Here is a 17,775-nt window from a genome sequence, read left to right as displayed (position 1 = left end):
AAACACATTTATGTCTATAATATTTACAATAATTCCTTTACGAGTAATGCTATTATTTATCTCTAGTTTGGTAGACGAAAGCTAGAATTTCTGCAACAGCCTTATAAAATTCTTCCGGAACTAAATCGCCTATTTCTACTTGGCTGTACATTGCCCTTGCCAATGGTCGATTCTCTACCATGACAACATTATTTTCTTTTGCTACTAATTTTATTTTTTGGGCAACAAAATCGACCCCTTTTGCGACAACATAAGGTGCGTCATACTTATCTTCATCATATTTCAGACAAATCGCATAATGAGTTGGATTCGTAATGACAACATCAGCGGTAGGCACATCCTGCATCATTCTGTGCATTGCCATTTCTCTCTGCTTCTGCTTAATTTTGGACTTTATTAAGGGGTCACCTTCCATGTTTTTATATTCGTCTTTAATATCTTGTTTTGACATCCGAATATTCTTTTCATAGTCATATCGCTGATACATATAATCCATGAGTGCTATCACTAACAGCACAATAGAAGCGTAAAGCCCCATCTGCACGGTTAACTTAGCAATTGTAACAGCAATAGAACCAATAGATTTATGAGAGAGGATTAGAATTTCATCCATTTTTCCCCATAGAACGGAAAATACAACAATACCAATCACTGTAATTTTCAACAATGACTTCAGCAATTCTACAATCGAACGAAGTGAAAACAATCTCTTAAATCCCGAAATTGGATTTATTTTTTCTAATTTAAATTTAATTGCTTCCGGAGAGAACAAAACACCGACCTGCATATAATTGGCAATTAGTCCCCCGGCAAGAGCAGCAATTAAAATAGGACTTAATAAAAGTGCTACTTCCTTTACAATATCTAAAAACAAACCTTGTATCGTATTGATTGACAGATTAATGTTTATAAAATCACTAAAGGTATAGGTGAAAAGAGACAGTAACCCATCTAAAAGGTATTCCCCTGTGAAACTTAATACACCAAAAACAACTAAAAGAACAAGCGCTGTATTAACATCCTGACTTTTTGCCACTTGTCCTTTTTTTCTCGTGTCTTGTCTTTTCTTTGGAGTAGCCTTTTCCGTTTTTTCTCCTGCAAAAAACTGAATATCTAATGATAGGAGCTTCATTTAACCAATCCCCCCTATAATGTTCATCATCCCTCTCATCGTTGTAACAATGGAAGAGAACAAATGGGATACAGTGGTCATTAGTACACCCATAACTATAAAGAGAATAATTAGTCCTGCAATAATTTTGATAGGAACACCAACAACAAAAATATTTAATTGAGGGACAGTTCTTGCTACAATCCCTAATCCGACATCTACTAAAAAGATGCTTCCCACAATAGGAATAGACATCTGAAAAGCAATCATAAACATTAAACTGAATGTTTTAATAAGAAACTCTGCTAACTCACCATTTCCAAATTTAATCCAAGGCTGTTCGAGCGGTATAAACTGATAGCTATAATAAATACCGTCTAATAGTAAATGATGACCATTAGATGCTAATAAAAAAAACATAGCGATAATTGTCAAATATTGACCCGTCAGCGGACTTTGAGTTCCTGTTTGAGGATCGATCACATTTGCAATGGCAAATCCCATTTGAAAATCAATAAATCCCCCTGCAATTTGAATAGCAGAAAATAACATATATGCGACAAATCCAATCGAAAGCCCAACTAAAGCTTCTTTGAGAATAAGAAAATAGTAACCTGTATCAATGGTTAATGCAGGTACATCCATTCCCCAAAACATAACTAGCGATAAAAAAAAGCCTAAACCCACTTTAAAAGTCGTAGGTATCGTCCGATAAGAAAAGAAAGGCAGCATTAAAAAGAACGAAGTAACTCGAACAAGGATTAACAAAAATGCTGGAAAATTTGATAAAAGTTCATTCATCATCCTTCTATCCAATAAACCTTGTTAGATTTGAAAATATATCTTTCGTATAAGAAAGCATATGACTCAGCATCCATGATCCAAAAAAAATAAGACCTACAAGAACCGCTACAATTTTTGGGACAAACGCCAAAGTCTGCTCTTGGATTTGTGTTGTTGCTTGAAAAATACTGATGATTAGTCCAACTGCCAACGCAATAATTAACAGTGGACCGCTGATAATTAATACTGTAAGTACGCCTTTCTCAGCTATGGAAATAACCATTTCCTGTGACATTCTTTCACCTTCTTAAAAACTTTCTAACAGTGATTTTACAACTAAATACCAACCATCTACCATAATGAATAATAAAATCTTAAATGGTAAAGAAATCATTACTGGTGGCAGCATCATCATCCCCATCGACATTAAAATACTTGCAACAACCATATCAATAACTAAAAACGGAATAAAGATCATAAATCCGATTTGAAAAGCTGTTTTTAATTCACTAATTGCAAAAGCAGGTACTAACGTCGTTAATGGGATATCCTCAATTGATTCTGGAGTTTCTGCTTTTGAATAATTCAAAAATAATGCTAAATCCTTCTGCCTCGTATGTTTGCTCATGAATTCTTTCAGTGGCAGAGAGGCATTATCATAGGCTTCTTCTAATGTGATTTCTTCATTAAATAATGGTGTTAAAGCTTTATCGTTTACTTCCTGAAAAGTAGGAGCCATAATAAAAAATGTTAAAAATAATGCTAGCCCTACAATGACTTGGTTAGGGGGCATTTGTTGGGTTGCAAGCGCCGTTCTGACAAAGGAAAGAACAATCACTATTCTTGTAAAGCTAGTTAGTAATATGATGATACTAGGTGCTAAAGAAAGGACGGTTAATAATAATAACAATTGAACAGAAGTAGAAACATTACCTGGGTCATTGTTATTAAAAAACTGTATAAACTCATTCATTTTTTTCTGACGATCCTTTCTTTTTCTTCTCTAGTACGTCCATCTTTTCCTTACGTTCACTTGATATTCTTTCTAATTCTTTTGATAAACGGATAGAAAAAGATTCTTTTGTCTTCGGAGCAGAATGACTAGAAGATATTACATTCTTCACCTTTGTCACAATATCGCTTGGTTGTACTAGTTGATCTAATTTTCGATTATATTCTTCTAATATTTCTTTATATTCTTGTTCATCCTCAATCTCTTTGATTAATTGAATACTATCTCCCACACCTACTATTAATAACCGCTTCCCTACTTTTATTAATTGAATGGAGCGATTTGCACCTAACGCTGTACCACCAATATTTTCAATAATTTGCGAGTTTTTATAACCATGATTTCTTTTGTTTATAAAGCGCAAGATAAAATATATTAAGAAAACAACAAATATGGTTGCAAAAATCATCTTAACGAAATCCCAAATAGTAACCCCGAGGGAACGTGATTCATCTGAATTTGTTTCTTCCAAAAGTAAATCAGATTGTTCCTTAGTTTGATTGTCATTTTTAGAATTCTGCTCTGTTTTCATATCTCTCTTCGTATCATCTTCTGCTTTATTCTTTTCTGATTGGTTCTGTAAGATATTATCATATACACTTTTATCAATTTGTTCTGCATAGGCTTGATTTCCAAAGCCTAGCAGAACAATGATGAGCAGTGAACAACGAATTAATAAATTTACTTTATTCACATTCGGCACCCTCTAATTTAATTTTTAGCCTAATGTTTTACTGATAGCTTCCAACACGCGATCTGCCTGGAATGGCTTAACAATAAAATCTTTTGCACCAGCTTGGATTGCATCAATAACCATTGCTTGTTGTCCCATTGCTGAACACATAATAACTTTCGCATTTGGATTAATATTTTTAATTTCTTTTAAGGCAGTAATTCCATCCATTTCTGGCATGGTAATATCCATTGTTACTAGATCTGGTTGTGTTTCTTTATATTTTTCAATTGCTTGCATACCATCGGCAGCTTCTCCTACGATTTCATACCCATTCTTCGATAAAATATCCTTAATCATCATTCGCATAAAAGCGGCGTCATCAACGATTAATATTTTCTGTGCCATATTCCTCAAAACCCCCAAAAATTATTTTAAATTCTTTAATCGATCCTTTTGACTAACAATATCAGTTACACGCACACCGAAATTCTCATCAATTACCACTACTTCCCCTTGTGCAACCAATCGGTTATTTACAAGAATATCAACAGGTTCTCCTGCTAACTTGTCTAATTCAATAATAGAGCCTGAAGACAACTCTAGAATTTCCTTAACAGATCGCTTCGTTCTGCCAAGCTCAACCGTTACTTGTAATGGTATGTCTAGTAGCATATCCAAGTTCTTTGTTTCTGTAACTGTTGAAGTCGGTGTATCAAAACTAGAAAAACCTGCAGGCTGCACATTCGGTGGCGGGCCCTGTGTATGATTTCCTGAACCAAAATATTGCTGCTGAGTCACATTTGCTGGATGCGAACTAGTATTAACAGAATTATTTGCCATTGGATTTGAAACTGTTTGATAATTAGCTGTCGCTTGTGACTCTTGCATTGGTTCTTTTGGCTCATATACTGAATTATAATCCACTTCGGAAATATTGGAAACTTCTTCTTCATTATTATTAGGATTTATTAATCCTTCTACTAACTTTTTCGCAAAAGAAAGCTGTAATACTTGCATAATCTTCGAATCTATTAGATCCCCGATCTTAATTCGAAAAGAAATTTTAGCTAAAACGTCTTCATCCGGAATCGACTCAGTTCCTTCTCCATCATGAATGTTTAAAATATCGATACTTGGTGGAGAAATATCTACTTTTTTGCTAAAAATAGTAGACATGGAAGTTGCAGCAGAGCCCATCATTTGGTTCATCGCTTCTTGCACTGCGCTTAGCTGGATTTCTCCTAACATTTCAGGATTGGCATTTAATCCATCTCCCCCAAGCATCAAATCAGCAATAACAGCTGCATCTGTTTGTTCAATAACAAGTAAATTCATACCCGAAAATCCTTCTGTATAATTAACTCTTATTGCGACATAAGGTTGGGGAAACTCGTCAGACAGCATATTCTTGGATATTACGCTTACGGTAGGTGTCGTAATATCTACTTTCTGATTTAATAACGTAGACAGAGCTGTTGCAGAGCTACCAAAGGATATATTTCCGATTTCTCCTAACGTATCTTTCTCTATATCTGATAAATACTTTTCTACATCCATTTCAGGACTATCATTTGTATCACTATCTCCCCTTAAGAGAGCATCAATTTCATCTTGTGAAAGCATATCCTTACTCACCATCTTCCTTCCCCTCCTCTAAAGTTCCTAAGACTTGAACAGCCATTTTTTTATTTAATTTACCAGGTTGTCCAATAAATTTAGGGATCTCTCCAACTTTAATGATTAAGGGCTGTTGTATCGTTTGATTCATTTCAATAACATCTCCAATGTCCAACATTAAAAAATCCTGGATGGAAATATCAGAAGTACCAAGTTCAGCGACAACCGGCACAATCGATTGCTGAATATTTTCTTCTAAACGAGCAGTAAATTCAGGTAACCTTTCCTTTTTCTCTGCCTGCATCCAGTAATGCCCGGATAGCTTCGGAATAATCGGCTCTAGCACCACATGCGGAATACAAATATTTATCATTCCACTTGTTTCCCCAATCGTAGTACTTAAGGAAATTACTACAACCGTTTCATTAGGAGAAACCATTTGTAAAAACTGTGGATTTACTTCGAATTCAGCAAGACTTGGTTCAATATCCACTAAATCTTCCATTGCCTCTCTAAAATGATCAAAGGCACTTTCGAATGTATTTGACATAATTTTCGTTTCAATTTCTGTCAAATTTTCCACTTTATTTATACTGCTGCCTCTTCCGCCCATCATTCGATCCATCATGGCATAGGCAATATTAGGATTTACTTCCATCAAGATTCTGCCTTCAAGTGGCGGAACATCGAATACATTTAAAATAGTCATTTTCGGAATCGAACGAATGAACTCTTCGTATGGAATTTGATCTGCTGATGTAACAGATATTTGCACATATGTCCTTAATTGTGCTGAGAAAAAAGTTGTTAATAATCTAGCATAATTTTCATGAATTCTTGTTAAACTTCGAATTTGATCCTTCGAAAACCGTAATGCTCTTTTAAAATCATATACCTTAATCTTTTTTTCCTGTTGCTCTTTTTTCAGCTCATCTGCATCCATTTCACCAGATGATAAAGCCGAAAGCAGGGCATCTATTTCATTTTGGGATAAAATATCAGCTGACAAAATTACTCACCTCCATCTATTCTCTTTTATTTTATTGGAGTAGAGAGTTTACAATATAAACTTGGACTACTTTGCCTTCTTGCATCAGTTCATTAATTTTATCCTTAAGATCATTCTCTAATTTAATTTGACCATTTTTCCCTTTTAAATCTTCTGTTTTTTTCTCAGATAATTCTTGAATAATAATATTCTTAACTTGAAAATCTCTCTTTTCTAATTCTTCCTTCGCTTCCTTACTATCTGTCTGAATCTTAAAGGATATTCGGATGAAATTATTAGAAGCTAAATTTGTCGTCATCTCCTCAATATCCACTGAAGATTCCAAGATTTCGTCAATCGAAGGTTCATTTGTCTTTTGCTCGCCAGTAAATTTCCAAATATAAATGAAAGCTCCTGCTCCTGCCAGTGTAATAACTAATAATAAAACGAGCATTATAATAACAACTTTATTATTCTTCATCGTCTTTCTCTCCCACATGTGGTAATCCGAAGAGGTTCACTTTTTGATAAAAATGATTCATTTTCTCTAATACATCCTCTTCACTTTCTTTAACAACAAATTTATTTCCATTTGTTAAAGTTATCGTTGTATCAGGAAAAGATTCGACTGTTTCAATAAATAAAGCATTAAGTAAAAACTTTTTTCCATTTAGTCGAGTTAACTGTATCATTTTTTTATTAGGGGCTAGCCTTACGAATAACCCCTATCCCTCCAATTAAATTATCGTTTTAAATTAACTAATTCTTGAAGAATTTCATCAGAAGTTGTAATGATTTTTGTATTTGCCTGAAAACCTCTTTGAGAAACGATCATATCTGTGAATTCTTCCGATAGGTCAACATTTGACATTTCTAGGTAACTACTATTAACTGATCCAGTACCTGCTTGACCTGGAGTAGATAAAATAGGATCTCCAGAGTTATTAGAAACCTGAAATATATTCCCGCCTACTTTCTCTAACCCTTCTGGATTATTAAACTTCGCAAGTACGATTTGTCCAGCATTTTGTGTTTCTCCGTTTTCATCAACATAAGTAATGGTTCCATCCGTGCCTATGCTATAGCTTTTTGCTGAGGCTGGAATAGTACCTACACCAGACACTTTAAGTCCACTCGACGTAACAATATTTCGGTTTTCATCAAAGTAAAAGTTTCCTGCTCTAGTATAAAATGGATTACCCCCTCCATCTTCTACTACAAAATAGCCTTCACCAGAAATCGCCAAATCAAGCCCTCTGCCTGTATATTGTGTAGGTCCTTGAGTATGAACTGTATCAATTGAAGCTAGCTGAGATCCTAACCCGATTTGCTTTGAATTCGTCCCTCCATTTCCATTTGCAGGGGCAGTTGCACCAGAAACTGTTTGACTAATCAAATCACTGAATGTTGTTCGTCCTTTTTTAAAACCATAAGTATTTACATTTGAGATATTATTCCCAATAACATCTAATTTTGTTTGAAAGTTTTTCATTCCACTTATCCCTGAATATAATGAACGTAACATTTGTTTATAATCTCCCTTCGAATAAACTGCCTCTATCACTCAGCAGTTATCGGCCTCCATTTTTGGTCCAGCCTCTTAATTCATTATGATTGTTCCATTAATATTGGTAAAAATATGGTCTGTCACTTCTTCACGATCCATTGCCGTGATTACTGTATTATTTTTTGCACTTACAATTAAGGCAGCGTTATTTAACAGTACTAGAGATTCCTTTATGCCCATTTTCTTTGCCTCGGTAACCTTTTCCTCGATTGCCTTCCATTTAGCAGCATCTATCTTAATTCCTCGTTGTTGAAGCCTTTCATTAGCATGTTTACTAATGTTCAATGTGTTTAAAGAAGAAATAGACTGTTGTAAATGAGTAGAAAAGGATGTAATGTTTTGTGCTTTATGCACTGCAGCCTTTGATTTAATCGCATCTATACCGTTCTTAATAGCAGCATGTGATTTTATGGAAGGATAAACTTGCTTATCCATTTAATCACTTCCTATTCAATTTTTATAATTTGTCCTGAAGTAATTTTCGTTTCTGCATCATCACCTAATGTTAGTTGTATTTGTCCATTTTTTAATGACACAGATAGAACTTTATTACTTACTTCTTTCTCTTTATCATCCAAATAAGAAACTTTTTTTCCAATTAATTGGCTTGCTAGTACAAGATTATTTTCCGAATTATTTCTACTCATACTTGAGATGTTAGCAGGCATAACCTTTGTTCCATCTTCCAATGTGAAAATCACACTATCTTCAGAATAAGCAATAGAACTTATTTTTCCAGTACCAGAATATGTTTTGTCGTTCCCAGCTTTATCAGTTTCTACTTTGCTCCAATTTACTTCTTGACCAATAAATTGTCCGTATGAGATAAGGTTCGACTGAGTTTGCAGCGAGATTAAATTAGTCATCGCAGTATTTAAATTTTGCATTTGTTCCAAGCTTGAAAACTGTGCCATTTGTGCGATAAACTCTTTATCATCCATCGGACTTGTTGGATCTTGGTTTTGTAGTTGTGTAATTAAAATTTTCAAGAAATCATCTTTTCCTAGCGATGAGCTGCCTGTGGAAGTATTAGATTTCGTTTTCTGGTATTCTGATAAAGAGAGAGAAGGGTCATTTATTGTATTTGCCATCGGTACTTGCTCCTCTATACTTCAAAATTTAATAACTCCTCAAAAAAAGAAGCTTTTCGTTTATCCTCTTCATCATCTGCATCTTTCTTGTCTCTTTGCGGATGTGGCTGCTGTTGTTCTTGCTGCTGTTGCTGTTCTCTTTGCAGCCTCTCTTGTGGGTGTGAAGAAACAACAATATCTATTTTATCTACTTGCAAATTCTGTGCGGATAATCCATGTTTCAAACTAGTAAGTTGTTTGTCTAATACGTCTTTCGCCTCAGTATTTGCAGTAATAATTCGGGCAATCATATTTCCTTCATTTTGAGTAATCTCAATTCGAATAGATCCTAAATGATCAGGTGCCAACCGCATGGAAAGCTTCTGTATGTCTCCAGTTTTTATAAACGTACTTTTAGCTAATAATTTAGCAAATTGATCTTCAACATTTTTAGGAGCGGCCAGCTCACCAGAATCAGTTAATAACGTGAGTGGGTGCTGCTTAAAGATGTTATTTTGTATAGTTGAAATTACTTTTGAATCAGTATCTCCATGACTTACTTGGGCAGTTTTTTTTACTTCTGTACTTGAAAGGGTATTTTCCTCAGATTTTCTTAAGAAACTAACCATTACTGGATTGATTACTTTTTGTACAGCTACTGTTTTTTTCTCATTAGTCTGCATATCTATTTTTGATAGAATAGAAGAAATAATAGATTTCAATTCCGAATTAATTTCAATCGTGTTAGCTTCTCTAAAAAGAATATTTTTATTTTCTTGTGATGCAAAATTTTGCATTGCAGTTTGTTTTGTATCAACTGCAGGAAATCTGTATTTCTCTCTTTCGCCCCACAATTTTTCCATCTTTTGTGAATCATTTTTCATCATATTAGAGCCGTCCTGCTCTAAGAACTGCTTTAATGAAATCATAAACCCTTGCAAATATTCTATGGATTCAGTAACTTTTTCTTCAATAGACTTATCCGGTAATTCCTTTACTGTCCGTTCCAGTAATTTCAAATCAGTAAGCAAGGTAGATAATTCAGTATCCTTAAACATATCAGGCTCTAATTTCATATTAATTGCTATCTTTAATTCGTGAGCGATCTTATTCTCTAGATTCACAAATAACTCAGCTAACTTAGCAGCCATATTGGATTCATCTATATCTACTATCCCTTCGCCTTGAGAAAATTGTTGGTAATTAGCCAATAAATATTCAAGATTTATTTGGATTTGATCACCATCTATTCCCGTAACCATTGTTTCTTTATCCATCTTTTGTTGGAGATTTCCATCTTCAGAAGAGCTGGACAATATGGCTAAAAGCTGATTTATATCTTCTTTATAGTTAGTATTTGTTTGCGCAGGACTACTGTGCTGATAAGTCGTTTTTAAGTCATTTATCAAAGATAAAAACTTTCCATCTACTTTTCCTCTTACTTTCCCTTGAGCGCCGCTTGTCGATTCGATTTTCTTTAATGAATTAGTCAGCTCTAGTTGCAATTTTTCACCCCCTTTCAAGCGAATTTAAATTTTAATGATTTGCTGTTGCTGATTTCGATAGCAGCTCTGTATATTTTGAAGCGACAGAAGGCTCCATTTTCTCTAATACCGAAGCAAGTTTTGCTGGTTTAAGTTCTCCTAAAATTTTCATTGCTTCCTTTTCGCTCATTTCTGATAAAATAGCTGCTGCATTTTTCGGGGACATTGTTTCATATGTTTTGACAATCTCATCCACCGCTTTCTTTGTTTCCTCTTGGGCGGATTGGAGAGACTGTAACTCACTCTGCAGCTTCTCTTTTTCCGAATTGGCAGATTGAAATCTATTTTCACTATTTTCTAATTGTGACTCCAGTGACTTTATTTCTTTATCTCGTTCTTTTAGCTTTGTTTGTAAAGAGCTAATTGTATTTTTATTATTTTCTAGTAATTTATCGGTAGATTTTTTTTCTTCACTCAGAAAAGGAATTGCATTTAATAACTCTTTTCCTTTCTCTGCAACATCTGCTCCTGAATACATAAGCAAAAGAACAAGAACAATAATTGCAAATATTGTCGGAATAACTGCAACCATAAGAATTCGTTGAAAAAAATTAAATGGCTTCTTTTTTTCTTCCCATGAATTTTCCATTTAGCCACCTACCTTTTCATGTTGCATGTATTGTTGAAGGGAAATATCATCCATTTGCTTGGCCTCTTCTGCTCTTGCTATTGCCAAATAATTCGAATGGTCTTTTTCCTTTATTTTCACAAATTTTTTTACTTCCATGTTTTTTTCAAGCATTTTCTCTTGAAAATAGACCATTGAATTTCGGGCATTGTGCACCATCTTTTGTGCATGTTCAATTGTTTTTTCTAAATTGCCCACGAAATGCTGATGGTGTCTAATCTCTTGAACCGATAATCCGGACATCATTTTTTCTGCTTGATATGCTTCCAGATCTTCCTTTCTTTTCAACAGCTCATAAAGATTTTCAGCTGCCTCTTCAAATCTGTTTACTGATTGATTATAAGCAGAGCTTGCTTCTTCTTTTTCTCTTTCGCGAATCGTTAAAATCTTTTCGAATTTAAATTGATAGCTCATCTTTTATCCCTCTGTTCCAACTAAAGTTAATAAGGAATGAAGACTCTCCTCAATTGAAACCTTTTCGTCTGTTGCCTGCTTTATATAAGATAGGATGCTAGGATATAACCTCATTGCTGTATCAATCTCTTTAGAAGAACCCTTTTTATAAGCACCTATATTGATTAAATCTTCCGAATTCATATAAGTACTCAAAAGATCTCGTAATCGCTCGGCTGCTTTTACATGTTCTTTTGAGACAATATGATTCATCACACGGCTTACACTTTTTAAGACATTCACAGCAGGATATTGCCCTTTATTGGCAAGTGCTCGGTCTAAGACATAATGCCCATCTAAAATCCCGCGTACGGTATCTGCAATCGGTTCATTCATATCATCCCCATCAACCAACACGGTATAAAAGGCTGTTATACTTCCAAATTCGTTCGTTCCCGTTCTTTCTAGGAGTTTTGGTAAGATAGCAAATACAGAAGGGGTATATCCTTTTGTCGTCGGCGGTTCGCCAATAGCTAGTCCTACTTCTCTTTGTGCCATTGCAACCCGAGTAACAGAATCCATCATTAACATGACATTTAATCCTTTGTCTCGAAAATATTCGGCAATAGCAGTAGCTGTATATGCACCCTTGATTCTCATTAAAGCTGGCTGATCAGATGTTGCAACAACAACTATCGATCGCTTCAGCCCCTCTGGCCCTAAGTCCCGTTCAATAAATTCTCGTACTTCTCTACCACGTTCCCCTATCAGGGCAATCACATTTAAATCTGCTTTCGTATTTCTTGCAATCATCCCTAGCAATGTACTTTTCCCAACACCACTACCTGCAAAAATCCCAAGTCTTTGTCCAGTGCCAACTGTTAAGAGTCCATCAATTAATCGAACTCCTACTTCCATCGACTGAGAAATTGGTGGTCTTGTCATTGGATTAGGAGGCTCTTGGTCAATTGGAACAGACTTTAACCCTTTTGGTAACATCGATCCGTCTAAAGGCATTCCTAATGCATCCACAGCAGTGCCTATTAATCCTGGACCCACCTTAATTTCTAATGGCTCAGAAGACGCTTCTACTAAACAGCCTGGTGATATATCTTGGACAGTTGTATATGGCATTAAAATGATATTTCCCTCGTTAAATCCTACAACTTCTGCCTTGATAATTCGTTTATGCTTTGTACCAATGTGGATATTACATACATCACCGATAGAGCTCTCAGGTCCTTGTGATTCAATCATTAACCCTACAACTTTTTTCACACGGCCATATTGCTTATAAGTGTCAATGGACGAAATCGAGCTTAGTAACTCTAGTGCTTTCACCCTTCTTCACTCTCCAATATTTCAAGTAACTTACTTTTAATCATAAGCAATTGCGTATCAACACTTGCATCTAAACGCCCATTTGCCGTTTCGATAATACAAGCATTTTCATCAATCGTTTCATCAGGAAAAATGAAAAGATTTGGCTTTATCGGGAATAGTTGTAACAATTCCTCTTTTTCTGCTACTAGCATTTCATAATGGATAGGACTAACATGTAACTGTATTTCCTTCTGTTTCCTTACTTCTTTTAAAGCATTTTGTACAAGATAAAGGAAATTTTCTTCCTCTTCCTTTATCTTGTTATTCATAATTTTTTCAGCAACTTCAATCGCGAGCTCCAAAATAGTAGTTTCGGCAGATTGTAAGTATTTTTCATAATCCTCTTTTGATGCTGTTACTGTGTCTTTCGCTTGTTGAATAAAACTTAGCATTTCGTTATATCCAACATTTTGACCTTCTTCGTAACCTGCTTGAAAACCATTTTTCCTCGCTTCTTCTATTAAACTTGCTTTTTCTATATCCCAGTTCTGTCTTTCTTCCGAAAGCTGTATTCGTATAAGTTCGGCTTCTTCCAATGCTTGGGCTTTCAACTCTTCTGCTTCTTCCCATGCTGACTCTACTATCCTGTTGTACTCGGCTTGTGTAACTTCCCTAGAAAGATCCATCTCCGTATTGAAGGTATCTATATATTTAATCGAAATAACCTTCTCTGTAGCAGTCTCTGGCTTTGAGTATCTTGACTTTATTAATCTAGACAATGATATCATCTCCTCCGCCACGGGCAACTACGATTTCGCCAGCGTCCTCAAGACGTCTGATAATCCCAACAATTCTTGATTGTGCTTCTTCTACATCCTTCAAGCGTACAGGTCCCATAAATTCCATCTCTTCTTTAAAGGACTCAGCCATTCTAGTAGACATGTTGCCATAAACAATCTCTTTCACTTCATCTCCAGATACCTTAAGTGCAAGCATAAGATCTTCATTTTCACAATCACGAATAATTCTTTGAATTGCTCTATTATCCAATGTAACGATATCTTCAAAGACAAACATTCTCTTTTTAATTTCTTCTGCTAATTCTGGATCTTGGATTTCGAGTGCGTCTAAAATAGTGCGTTCTGTTGCTCTATCGACTCCATTTAGTACTTCAACTACTGCTTCAATACCACCAGTTTGTGTATAATCTTGCGTAACAGTGCTCGATAATTTTCTTTCTAATATTTGCTCGACTTCGTTAATAATTTCTGGTGAAGTACTGTCCATTACAGCAATTCTTCTTGCAATATCAGCTTGCACTTCCTGTGGAAGCTCAGACAAGATGAGACCTGCCTGAGTGGGATCCAAGTAAGATAAAATTAGCGCAATTGTCTGTGGATGTTCATTTTGAATAAAATTTAATATTTGGTTCGGCTCTGCTTTTCTGGCAAAATCAAAAGGTCTTACTTGCAGAGAAGAAGTAAGCCTATTTAAAATAATGGATGCTTGTTCTGCTCCAAGAGCCTTTTCTAAGACCGTTTTTGCATATCCTATACCACCTTGAGAAATATAGTCTTGAGCAAGTGCGATATTATGAAATTCTTCTAAAACACTTTCTTTAGAAGTATTCTCTACCTTTCTAACTCCTGATATTTCTAAAGATAGTTTCTCAATTTCTTCCTCACTTAAATGCTTATAAACCGAAGCTGCAACATCAGGACCTAGCGATATAAGGAGAATGGCAGCTTTCTGTTTTCCAGTTAACTCATTTGATTCTTTTCTTGCCATCTACATCACCCCTTAATCTTCCGTAATCCATGTACGAAGTAATTTTGCAAATTCCTCTGGTTTTTCTTTAGCCATTTTTTCAAGCTGTTTTCGTCTTATTGTTCCTTCTGATTCTTGTTGTTCCTCATTAATATCTGCTACTGAAGTAACTGGCTGAATAATTTCTTCTACTTCTTCTTCCTGTTTTTTCTTTCTCGCTCTCATAACGAAGAAGATTAATAGAATAATAACTGCAAGTAAACCTCCTCCAACGGCATAAATCCACCACGGGATTGATGTTTGAGCAACCTCTGTTGCTTGTTTTTTACCTTTAAATGGTTGAACAGACACAGCAATCTTACTTTGGATATCCTCATCTGTTAGTTCTCCGCCTGTTGATGTTTTATCTATCGAAGTTCTAACAATTGTCCCCAATATGTTAGAGATATCATCAATACTTTCCTGTGGTAAGGAAGTAGTATCATTTGCATCAGGCGGCTCTACCATTACTTGAATACCTAAATCACGAATTTTATAGGGACTTTCCACAATTTGTTTTTTTATACGATTAACTTCACTATTAACGGTTTGTTCGACTTTTTCATAGTCGCCATTTCCCGATCCTGTTTCTGTATTATAAGTAGTTACATCGGCATCGTCTTCTGCCTGTACAACTCCACCGGCAGCATTTTCACCGGTATATGTTTCTGTAATATTTTGTGCACTTATTTCAATTCCCGCCATATTTTCTTCATCAACTGGCGTAACTAGGTTTTCTTCTCGGTTTTCTTGGGTAAAGTCTATATCAGCAGTAACTGACACTACAACTTTATCTGGTCCCATTAACGTTCCTAGCATTGTTTGAACCTGTCTTTGAATATCACGTTCAATCTGCTTTTTCACATTGTTTTGCGCAGTAAAAGTATCTGTCGCAGAATTATCTGAAGAATTTAAGTCAAAATACTCAAAATCTTGATTAGTAATGACGATATTATCTGTAGGAAGGTTTGGTACACTTTTGGACACGAGTGTATATAACCCTTTTATTTGATTTTCAGAGAAGTTATAGCCAGGCTTTGTATTTAATACAATCGAAGCTGTAGCTTCTCCCCCTTGATCTGAAACAAATACACTTTCTTCTGGTAATGTAATAACAACATTGGCATCATTAATTCCTTCAACACTCTTTATTAAATTAGCAATTTCTGTCTGCAGGGCATCTAATTTTAAGACATTAAATTCGTTATCTGTCATACCAAAGCTCGCATTCTGACTAAAAAAGGAATAATCAATGCTACCGGACTTAGGAATTCCTTCTGCTGCAAGTTGTACTTTTAATGTATCGACTACTTCCTCTGGAACACTAATCACGGTACCGCCACCTGATATTTCAGAAGTTACCCCTTTACTATCTAGACTCTCTTTAATAGCTCCCGTTTCAGAAGGTGTTAAATTACTGTATAGCGGCACTAACGTTACTCTTGTGAAAAAATAAGTCGCAAACACAGCAAATAGAATAAGCAAAAGTCCGCTGCCCGTTATAACAGTCTTTTGCTTTTTAGAACGACTTTGCCAAAACTCTTTTAAAGGATTAAATATTTTATTTAGATTCTCTTTCATTTTCTTCCCCCGGCTACCGTAATTTGTTTAGGTATAAACCGCCCATCTTTTATATTAACTGTCTTCTCTTTAACGGCATGGACACTTAATTGCCTAAAGCAGAGAAGGACCTTCGTTTTCTTGTAAAAAGTAACCATTATAGAAAACAGCCTTACATTAAACTGGCATTCGCATAATTTCCTGATAAGCTTCTACTGCCTTATTTCGGATTTCTAACGTAGCTTGCATGGTAATGCTTGCTTTTTGCGAGGCAATCATCACCTGAGATAAATCAACGTTTTCTCCTCTTGCTAACTTATTTGTTAGCACATCTGATTCATTTTGCGCTTGATTCACATTGTTAATTGATTCTTTTAGAAACGAAGCAAAACTTTTTTGCGTATCTGCTGCAGAGGTCTTATTACTTGTTGCCGTATTTGTTAACGGTAATGCAGATGATACAGGTGAAAAATTAATTGGTTCCATTTAAGTACTCCTTTTTGTTTTATTTACCGATTTCTAATGTTTTCATTAACATACTTTTTGATGCATTTAAAACAGTCACATTAGCTTCATACGATCTTGAAGCACTCATTAAATCAACCGTCTCTCGTAAAGGGTCCACATTGGGCATACGAACATATCCTGTTGCGTCCGCTTCTGGGTTCTCCGGATCATACACCATTTCAAACGGTGTATCATCTTCTACAATACGTGATACCTTCACACCACCTGCAGGGTTCCCGCTATTCCCTCTTGCAGCATTTAAATGAGAGGCAAATGATCCTTCTTGTTCTTGAAACACTACTTGTTTTCTTTTATATGGCTCCCACTCACCATTTACTAATCTGCCTCTTGTTGTATCAACATTTGCCATATTAGATGAAATAACATCCATTCTTAGCCGTTGAGCGGTTAAAGCAGAGGCAGTAGTATTTATACTAGCAAAAATGGTCATTTTTATTACTTACCTCCTCTAATTACATTTTCAAGGGAACTAAATTTTCCGCTAATTCGATCTATTAATGCGTTGTAATAGATTTGGTTTGTCGCAAGGTCTGCCATCTCTTTTTCCATATCGACACTATTCCCACTGTTATTGTAAGTAACTCCATTCTTTGTAACGACAGCTGATGAAGCAGTATTAGTAGCAGAAAAAGGAATATGCTTACTATTCGTTACATTAGCATTCAATGCACTAGATAACGAATCTTTAAAAGTTACAGTCTTTGCTTTATAATTAGGCGTGTCAACATTTGCAATATTTTGTGAGATTACTTTTTGCTTTTGATTCGAATAATTAATTGCATTTTCTAAAGTAGTTATTGTATTTGAGAAAAGTTTCACTTCATCACACCTCGAGCAATCATTTTGAGAAAAAATTGTTGAATTTTGTTTTTTGATGACGTTTTTTTTACATGATAGCTTTTATTTTAATTAATTTGTAATAATATGTCCATGGAAAAGAGGAGAATTTTAGTGATTCTTTTTACCTATTTTAGTTAATATTTGGTTTTAATCATCTTAAAAAAGGATAAAAAGCGATTTTTCACTGCGTCATTGTTACTATTTTCATAGTCATAACTTACTAAACGTTACCCTTTTTCTTCTATCTGATTTAATATACCTTTTGTCATACTGTAATGTAAATGAAAAATAAATGGAAAATATGCGGTTTATGTCGAATAATATGTACA

The 17,775-nt window shown here is 35.1% G+C and carries 23 protein-coding genes; all 23 read right to left on the bottom strand.

From position 1 onward, the window contains the following. Positions 1–52: 52 nt before the first annotated feature. A complete protein-coding gene (gene flhB / locus NSQ89_RS06940; protein ID WP_047940016.1) occupies positions 53–1,132 on the bottom strand; it encodes a flagellar biosynthesis protein FlhB in 1,080 nt (359 codons plus the stop codon). Further along, entirely contained in the window at positions 1,133–1,912 is a 780-nt protein-coding gene (fliR, locus tag NSQ89_RS06935; RefSeq protein ID WP_047940015.1) for a flagellar biosynthetic protein FliR, read from the bottom strand. It lies immediately after the preceding gene. Positions 1,913–1,919: 7 nt separating this feature from the next. Beyond that, a complete protein-coding gene (gene fliQ, locus NSQ89_RS06930; protein WP_047940014.1) occupies positions 1,920–2,189 on the bottom strand; it encodes a flagellar biosynthesis protein FliQ in 270 nt (89 codons plus the stop codon). Between the two features lie 12 nt (positions 2,190–2,201). Next, positions 2,202–2,867, bottom strand: coding sequence for a flagellar type III secretion system pore protein FliP (fliP, locus tag NSQ89_RS06925; protein WP_047940013.1), 666 nt, complete (start codon positions 2,865–2,867; stop codon positions 2,202–2,204). Further along, positions 2,860–3,600: a flagellar biosynthetic protein FliO gene (locus NSQ89_RS06920; RefSeq protein ID WP_341132396.1), complete on the bottom strand. Its 741-nt coding sequence runs from the start codon at positions 3,598–3,600 to the stop codon at positions 2,860–2,862. Before NSQ89_RS06920 ends, fliP begins: the two co-directional genes overlap by 8 nt. Positions 3,601–3,624: 24 nt before the next feature. Further along, positions 3,625–3,987 carry a response regulator gene (locus NSQ89_RS06915; RefSeq protein WP_016201134.1) on the bottom strand — a complete coding sequence of 121 codons (363 nt, stop codon included), beginning with the start codon at positions 3,985–3,987 and terminating at the stop codon, positions 3,625–3,627. Positions 3,988–4,008: 21 nt separating this feature from the next. Continuing rightward, positions 4,009–5,220, bottom strand: a complete 1,212-nt coding sequence (gene fliY, locus NSQ89_RS06910) for a flagellar motor switch phosphatase FliY (protein ID WP_341132395.1) — start codon at positions 5,218–5,220, stop codon at positions 4,009–4,011. After that, a complete protein-coding gene (gene fliM, locus NSQ89_RS06905; RefSeq protein WP_047940011.1) occupies positions 5,210–6,208 on the bottom strand; it encodes a flagellar motor switch protein FliM in 999 nt (332 codons plus the stop codon). Before fliM ends, fliY begins: the two co-directional genes overlap by 11 nt. Before the next feature lie 31 nt (positions 6,209–6,239). Next, positions 6,240–6,668 carry a flagellar basal body-associated protein FliL gene (gene fliL, locus NSQ89_RS06900; RefSeq protein ID WP_047940010.1) on the bottom strand — a complete coding sequence of 143 codons (429 nt, stop codon included), beginning with the start codon at positions 6,666–6,668 and terminating at the stop codon, positions 6,240–6,242. Continuing rightward, on the bottom strand, positions 6,658–6,879 hold the full coding sequence (locus NSQ89_RS06895) for a flagellar FlbD family protein (RefSeq protein WP_047940009.1): 222 nt from the start codon (positions 6,877–6,879) through the stop codon (positions 6,658–6,660). Before NSQ89_RS06895 ends, fliL begins: the two co-directional genes overlap by 11 nt. Positions 6,880–6,929: 50 nt before the next feature. Then, entirely contained in the window at positions 6,930–7,712 is a 783-nt protein-coding gene (flgG, locus tag NSQ89_RS06890) for a flagellar basal body rod protein FlgG (RefSeq protein WP_047940272.1), read from the bottom strand. A gap of 75 nt (positions 7,713–7,787) precedes the next feature. Further along, positions 7,788–8,189, bottom strand: a complete 402-nt coding sequence (locus tag NSQ89_RS06885; protein ID WP_047940008.1) for a TIGR02530 family flagellar biosynthesis protein — start codon at positions 8,187–8,189, stop codon at positions 7,788–7,790. A gap of 11 nt (positions 8,190–8,200) precedes the next feature. Further along, entirely contained in the window at positions 8,201–8,845 is a 645-nt protein-coding gene (gene flgD, locus NSQ89_RS06880; protein ID WP_047940007.1) for a flagellar hook assembly protein FlgD, read from the bottom strand. Between the two features lie 14 nt (positions 8,846–8,859). After that, positions 8,860–10,329 (bottom strand): flagellar hook-length control protein FliK, encoded by a 1,470-nt coding sequence (locus tag NSQ89_RS06875; protein WP_336044825.1) that lies wholly within the window; start codon positions 10,327–10,329, stop codon positions 8,860–8,862. Positions 10,330–10,360: 31 nt separating this feature from the next. After that, the gene (locus NSQ89_RS06870; protein WP_047940005.1) at positions 10,361–10,957 is read right to left on the bottom strand and encodes a MotE family protein; all 597 of its coding nucleotides are present in this window, start codon (positions 10,955–10,957) and stop codon (positions 10,361–10,363) included. Further along, positions 10,958–11,410 carry a flagellar export protein FliJ gene (gene fliJ / locus NSQ89_RS06865; RefSeq protein ID WP_047940004.1) on the bottom strand — a complete coding sequence of 151 codons (453 nt, stop codon included), beginning with the start codon at positions 11,408–11,410 and terminating at the stop codon, positions 10,958–10,960. Positions 11,411–11,413: 3 nt separating this feature from the next. Further along, complete coding sequence (gene fliI, locus NSQ89_RS06860) at positions 11,414–12,730, bottom strand: flagellar protein export ATPase FliI (protein WP_341132394.1); 1,317 nt, start codon at positions 12,728–12,730, stop codon at positions 11,414–11,416. Then, the gene (fliH, locus tag NSQ89_RS06855; RefSeq protein ID WP_047940002.1) at positions 12,727–13,491 is read right to left on the bottom strand and encodes a flagellar assembly protein FliH; all 765 of its coding nucleotides are present in this window, start codon (positions 13,489–13,491) and stop codon (positions 12,727–12,729) included. The genes fliI and fliH overlap by 4 nt, the downstream gene beginning before the upstream one ends. Continuing rightward, on the bottom strand, positions 13,484–14,500 hold the full coding sequence (gene fliG / locus NSQ89_RS06850; RefSeq protein WP_047940001.1) for a flagellar motor switch protein FliG: 1,017 nt from the start codon (positions 14,498–14,500) through the stop codon (positions 13,484–13,486). The genes fliH and fliG overlap by 8 nt, the downstream gene beginning before the upstream one ends. Positions 14,501–14,512: 12 nt before the next feature. Beyond that, entirely contained in the window at positions 14,513–16,099 is a 1,587-nt protein-coding gene (gene fliF / locus NSQ89_RS06845; RefSeq protein WP_047940000.1) for a flagellar basal-body MS-ring/collar protein FliF, read from the bottom strand. Between the two features lie 156 nt (positions 16,100–16,255). Next, a complete protein-coding gene (gene fliE, locus NSQ89_RS06840) occupies positions 16,256–16,564 on the bottom strand; it encodes a flagellar hook-basal body complex protein FliE (protein ID WP_047939999.1) in 309 nt (102 codons plus the stop codon). A 19-nt stretch (positions 16,565–16,583) separates the two neighbouring features. Then, positions 16,584–17,036 (bottom strand): flagellar basal body rod protein FlgC, encoded by a 453-nt coding sequence (gene flgC, locus NSQ89_RS06835; protein WP_047939998.1) that lies wholly within the window; start codon positions 17,034–17,036, stop codon positions 16,584–16,586. Positions 17,037–17,041: 5 nt separating this feature from the next. Next, positions 17,042–17,425: a flagellar basal body rod protein FlgB gene (gene flgB, locus NSQ89_RS06830; protein ID WP_047939997.1), complete on the bottom strand. Its 384-nt coding sequence runs from the start codon at positions 17,423–17,425 to the stop codon at positions 17,042–17,044. Positions 17,426–17,775: the final 350 nt, after the last annotated feature.

The organism is Niallia sp. FSL R7-0648 (genome assembly GCF_038007005.1).
Classification (GTDB): domain Bacteria; phylum Bacillota; class Bacilli; order Bacillales; family Cytobacillaceae; genus Niallia; species Niallia circulans.
This window is presented reverse-complemented; position numbering and strand designations above follow the sequence as displayed.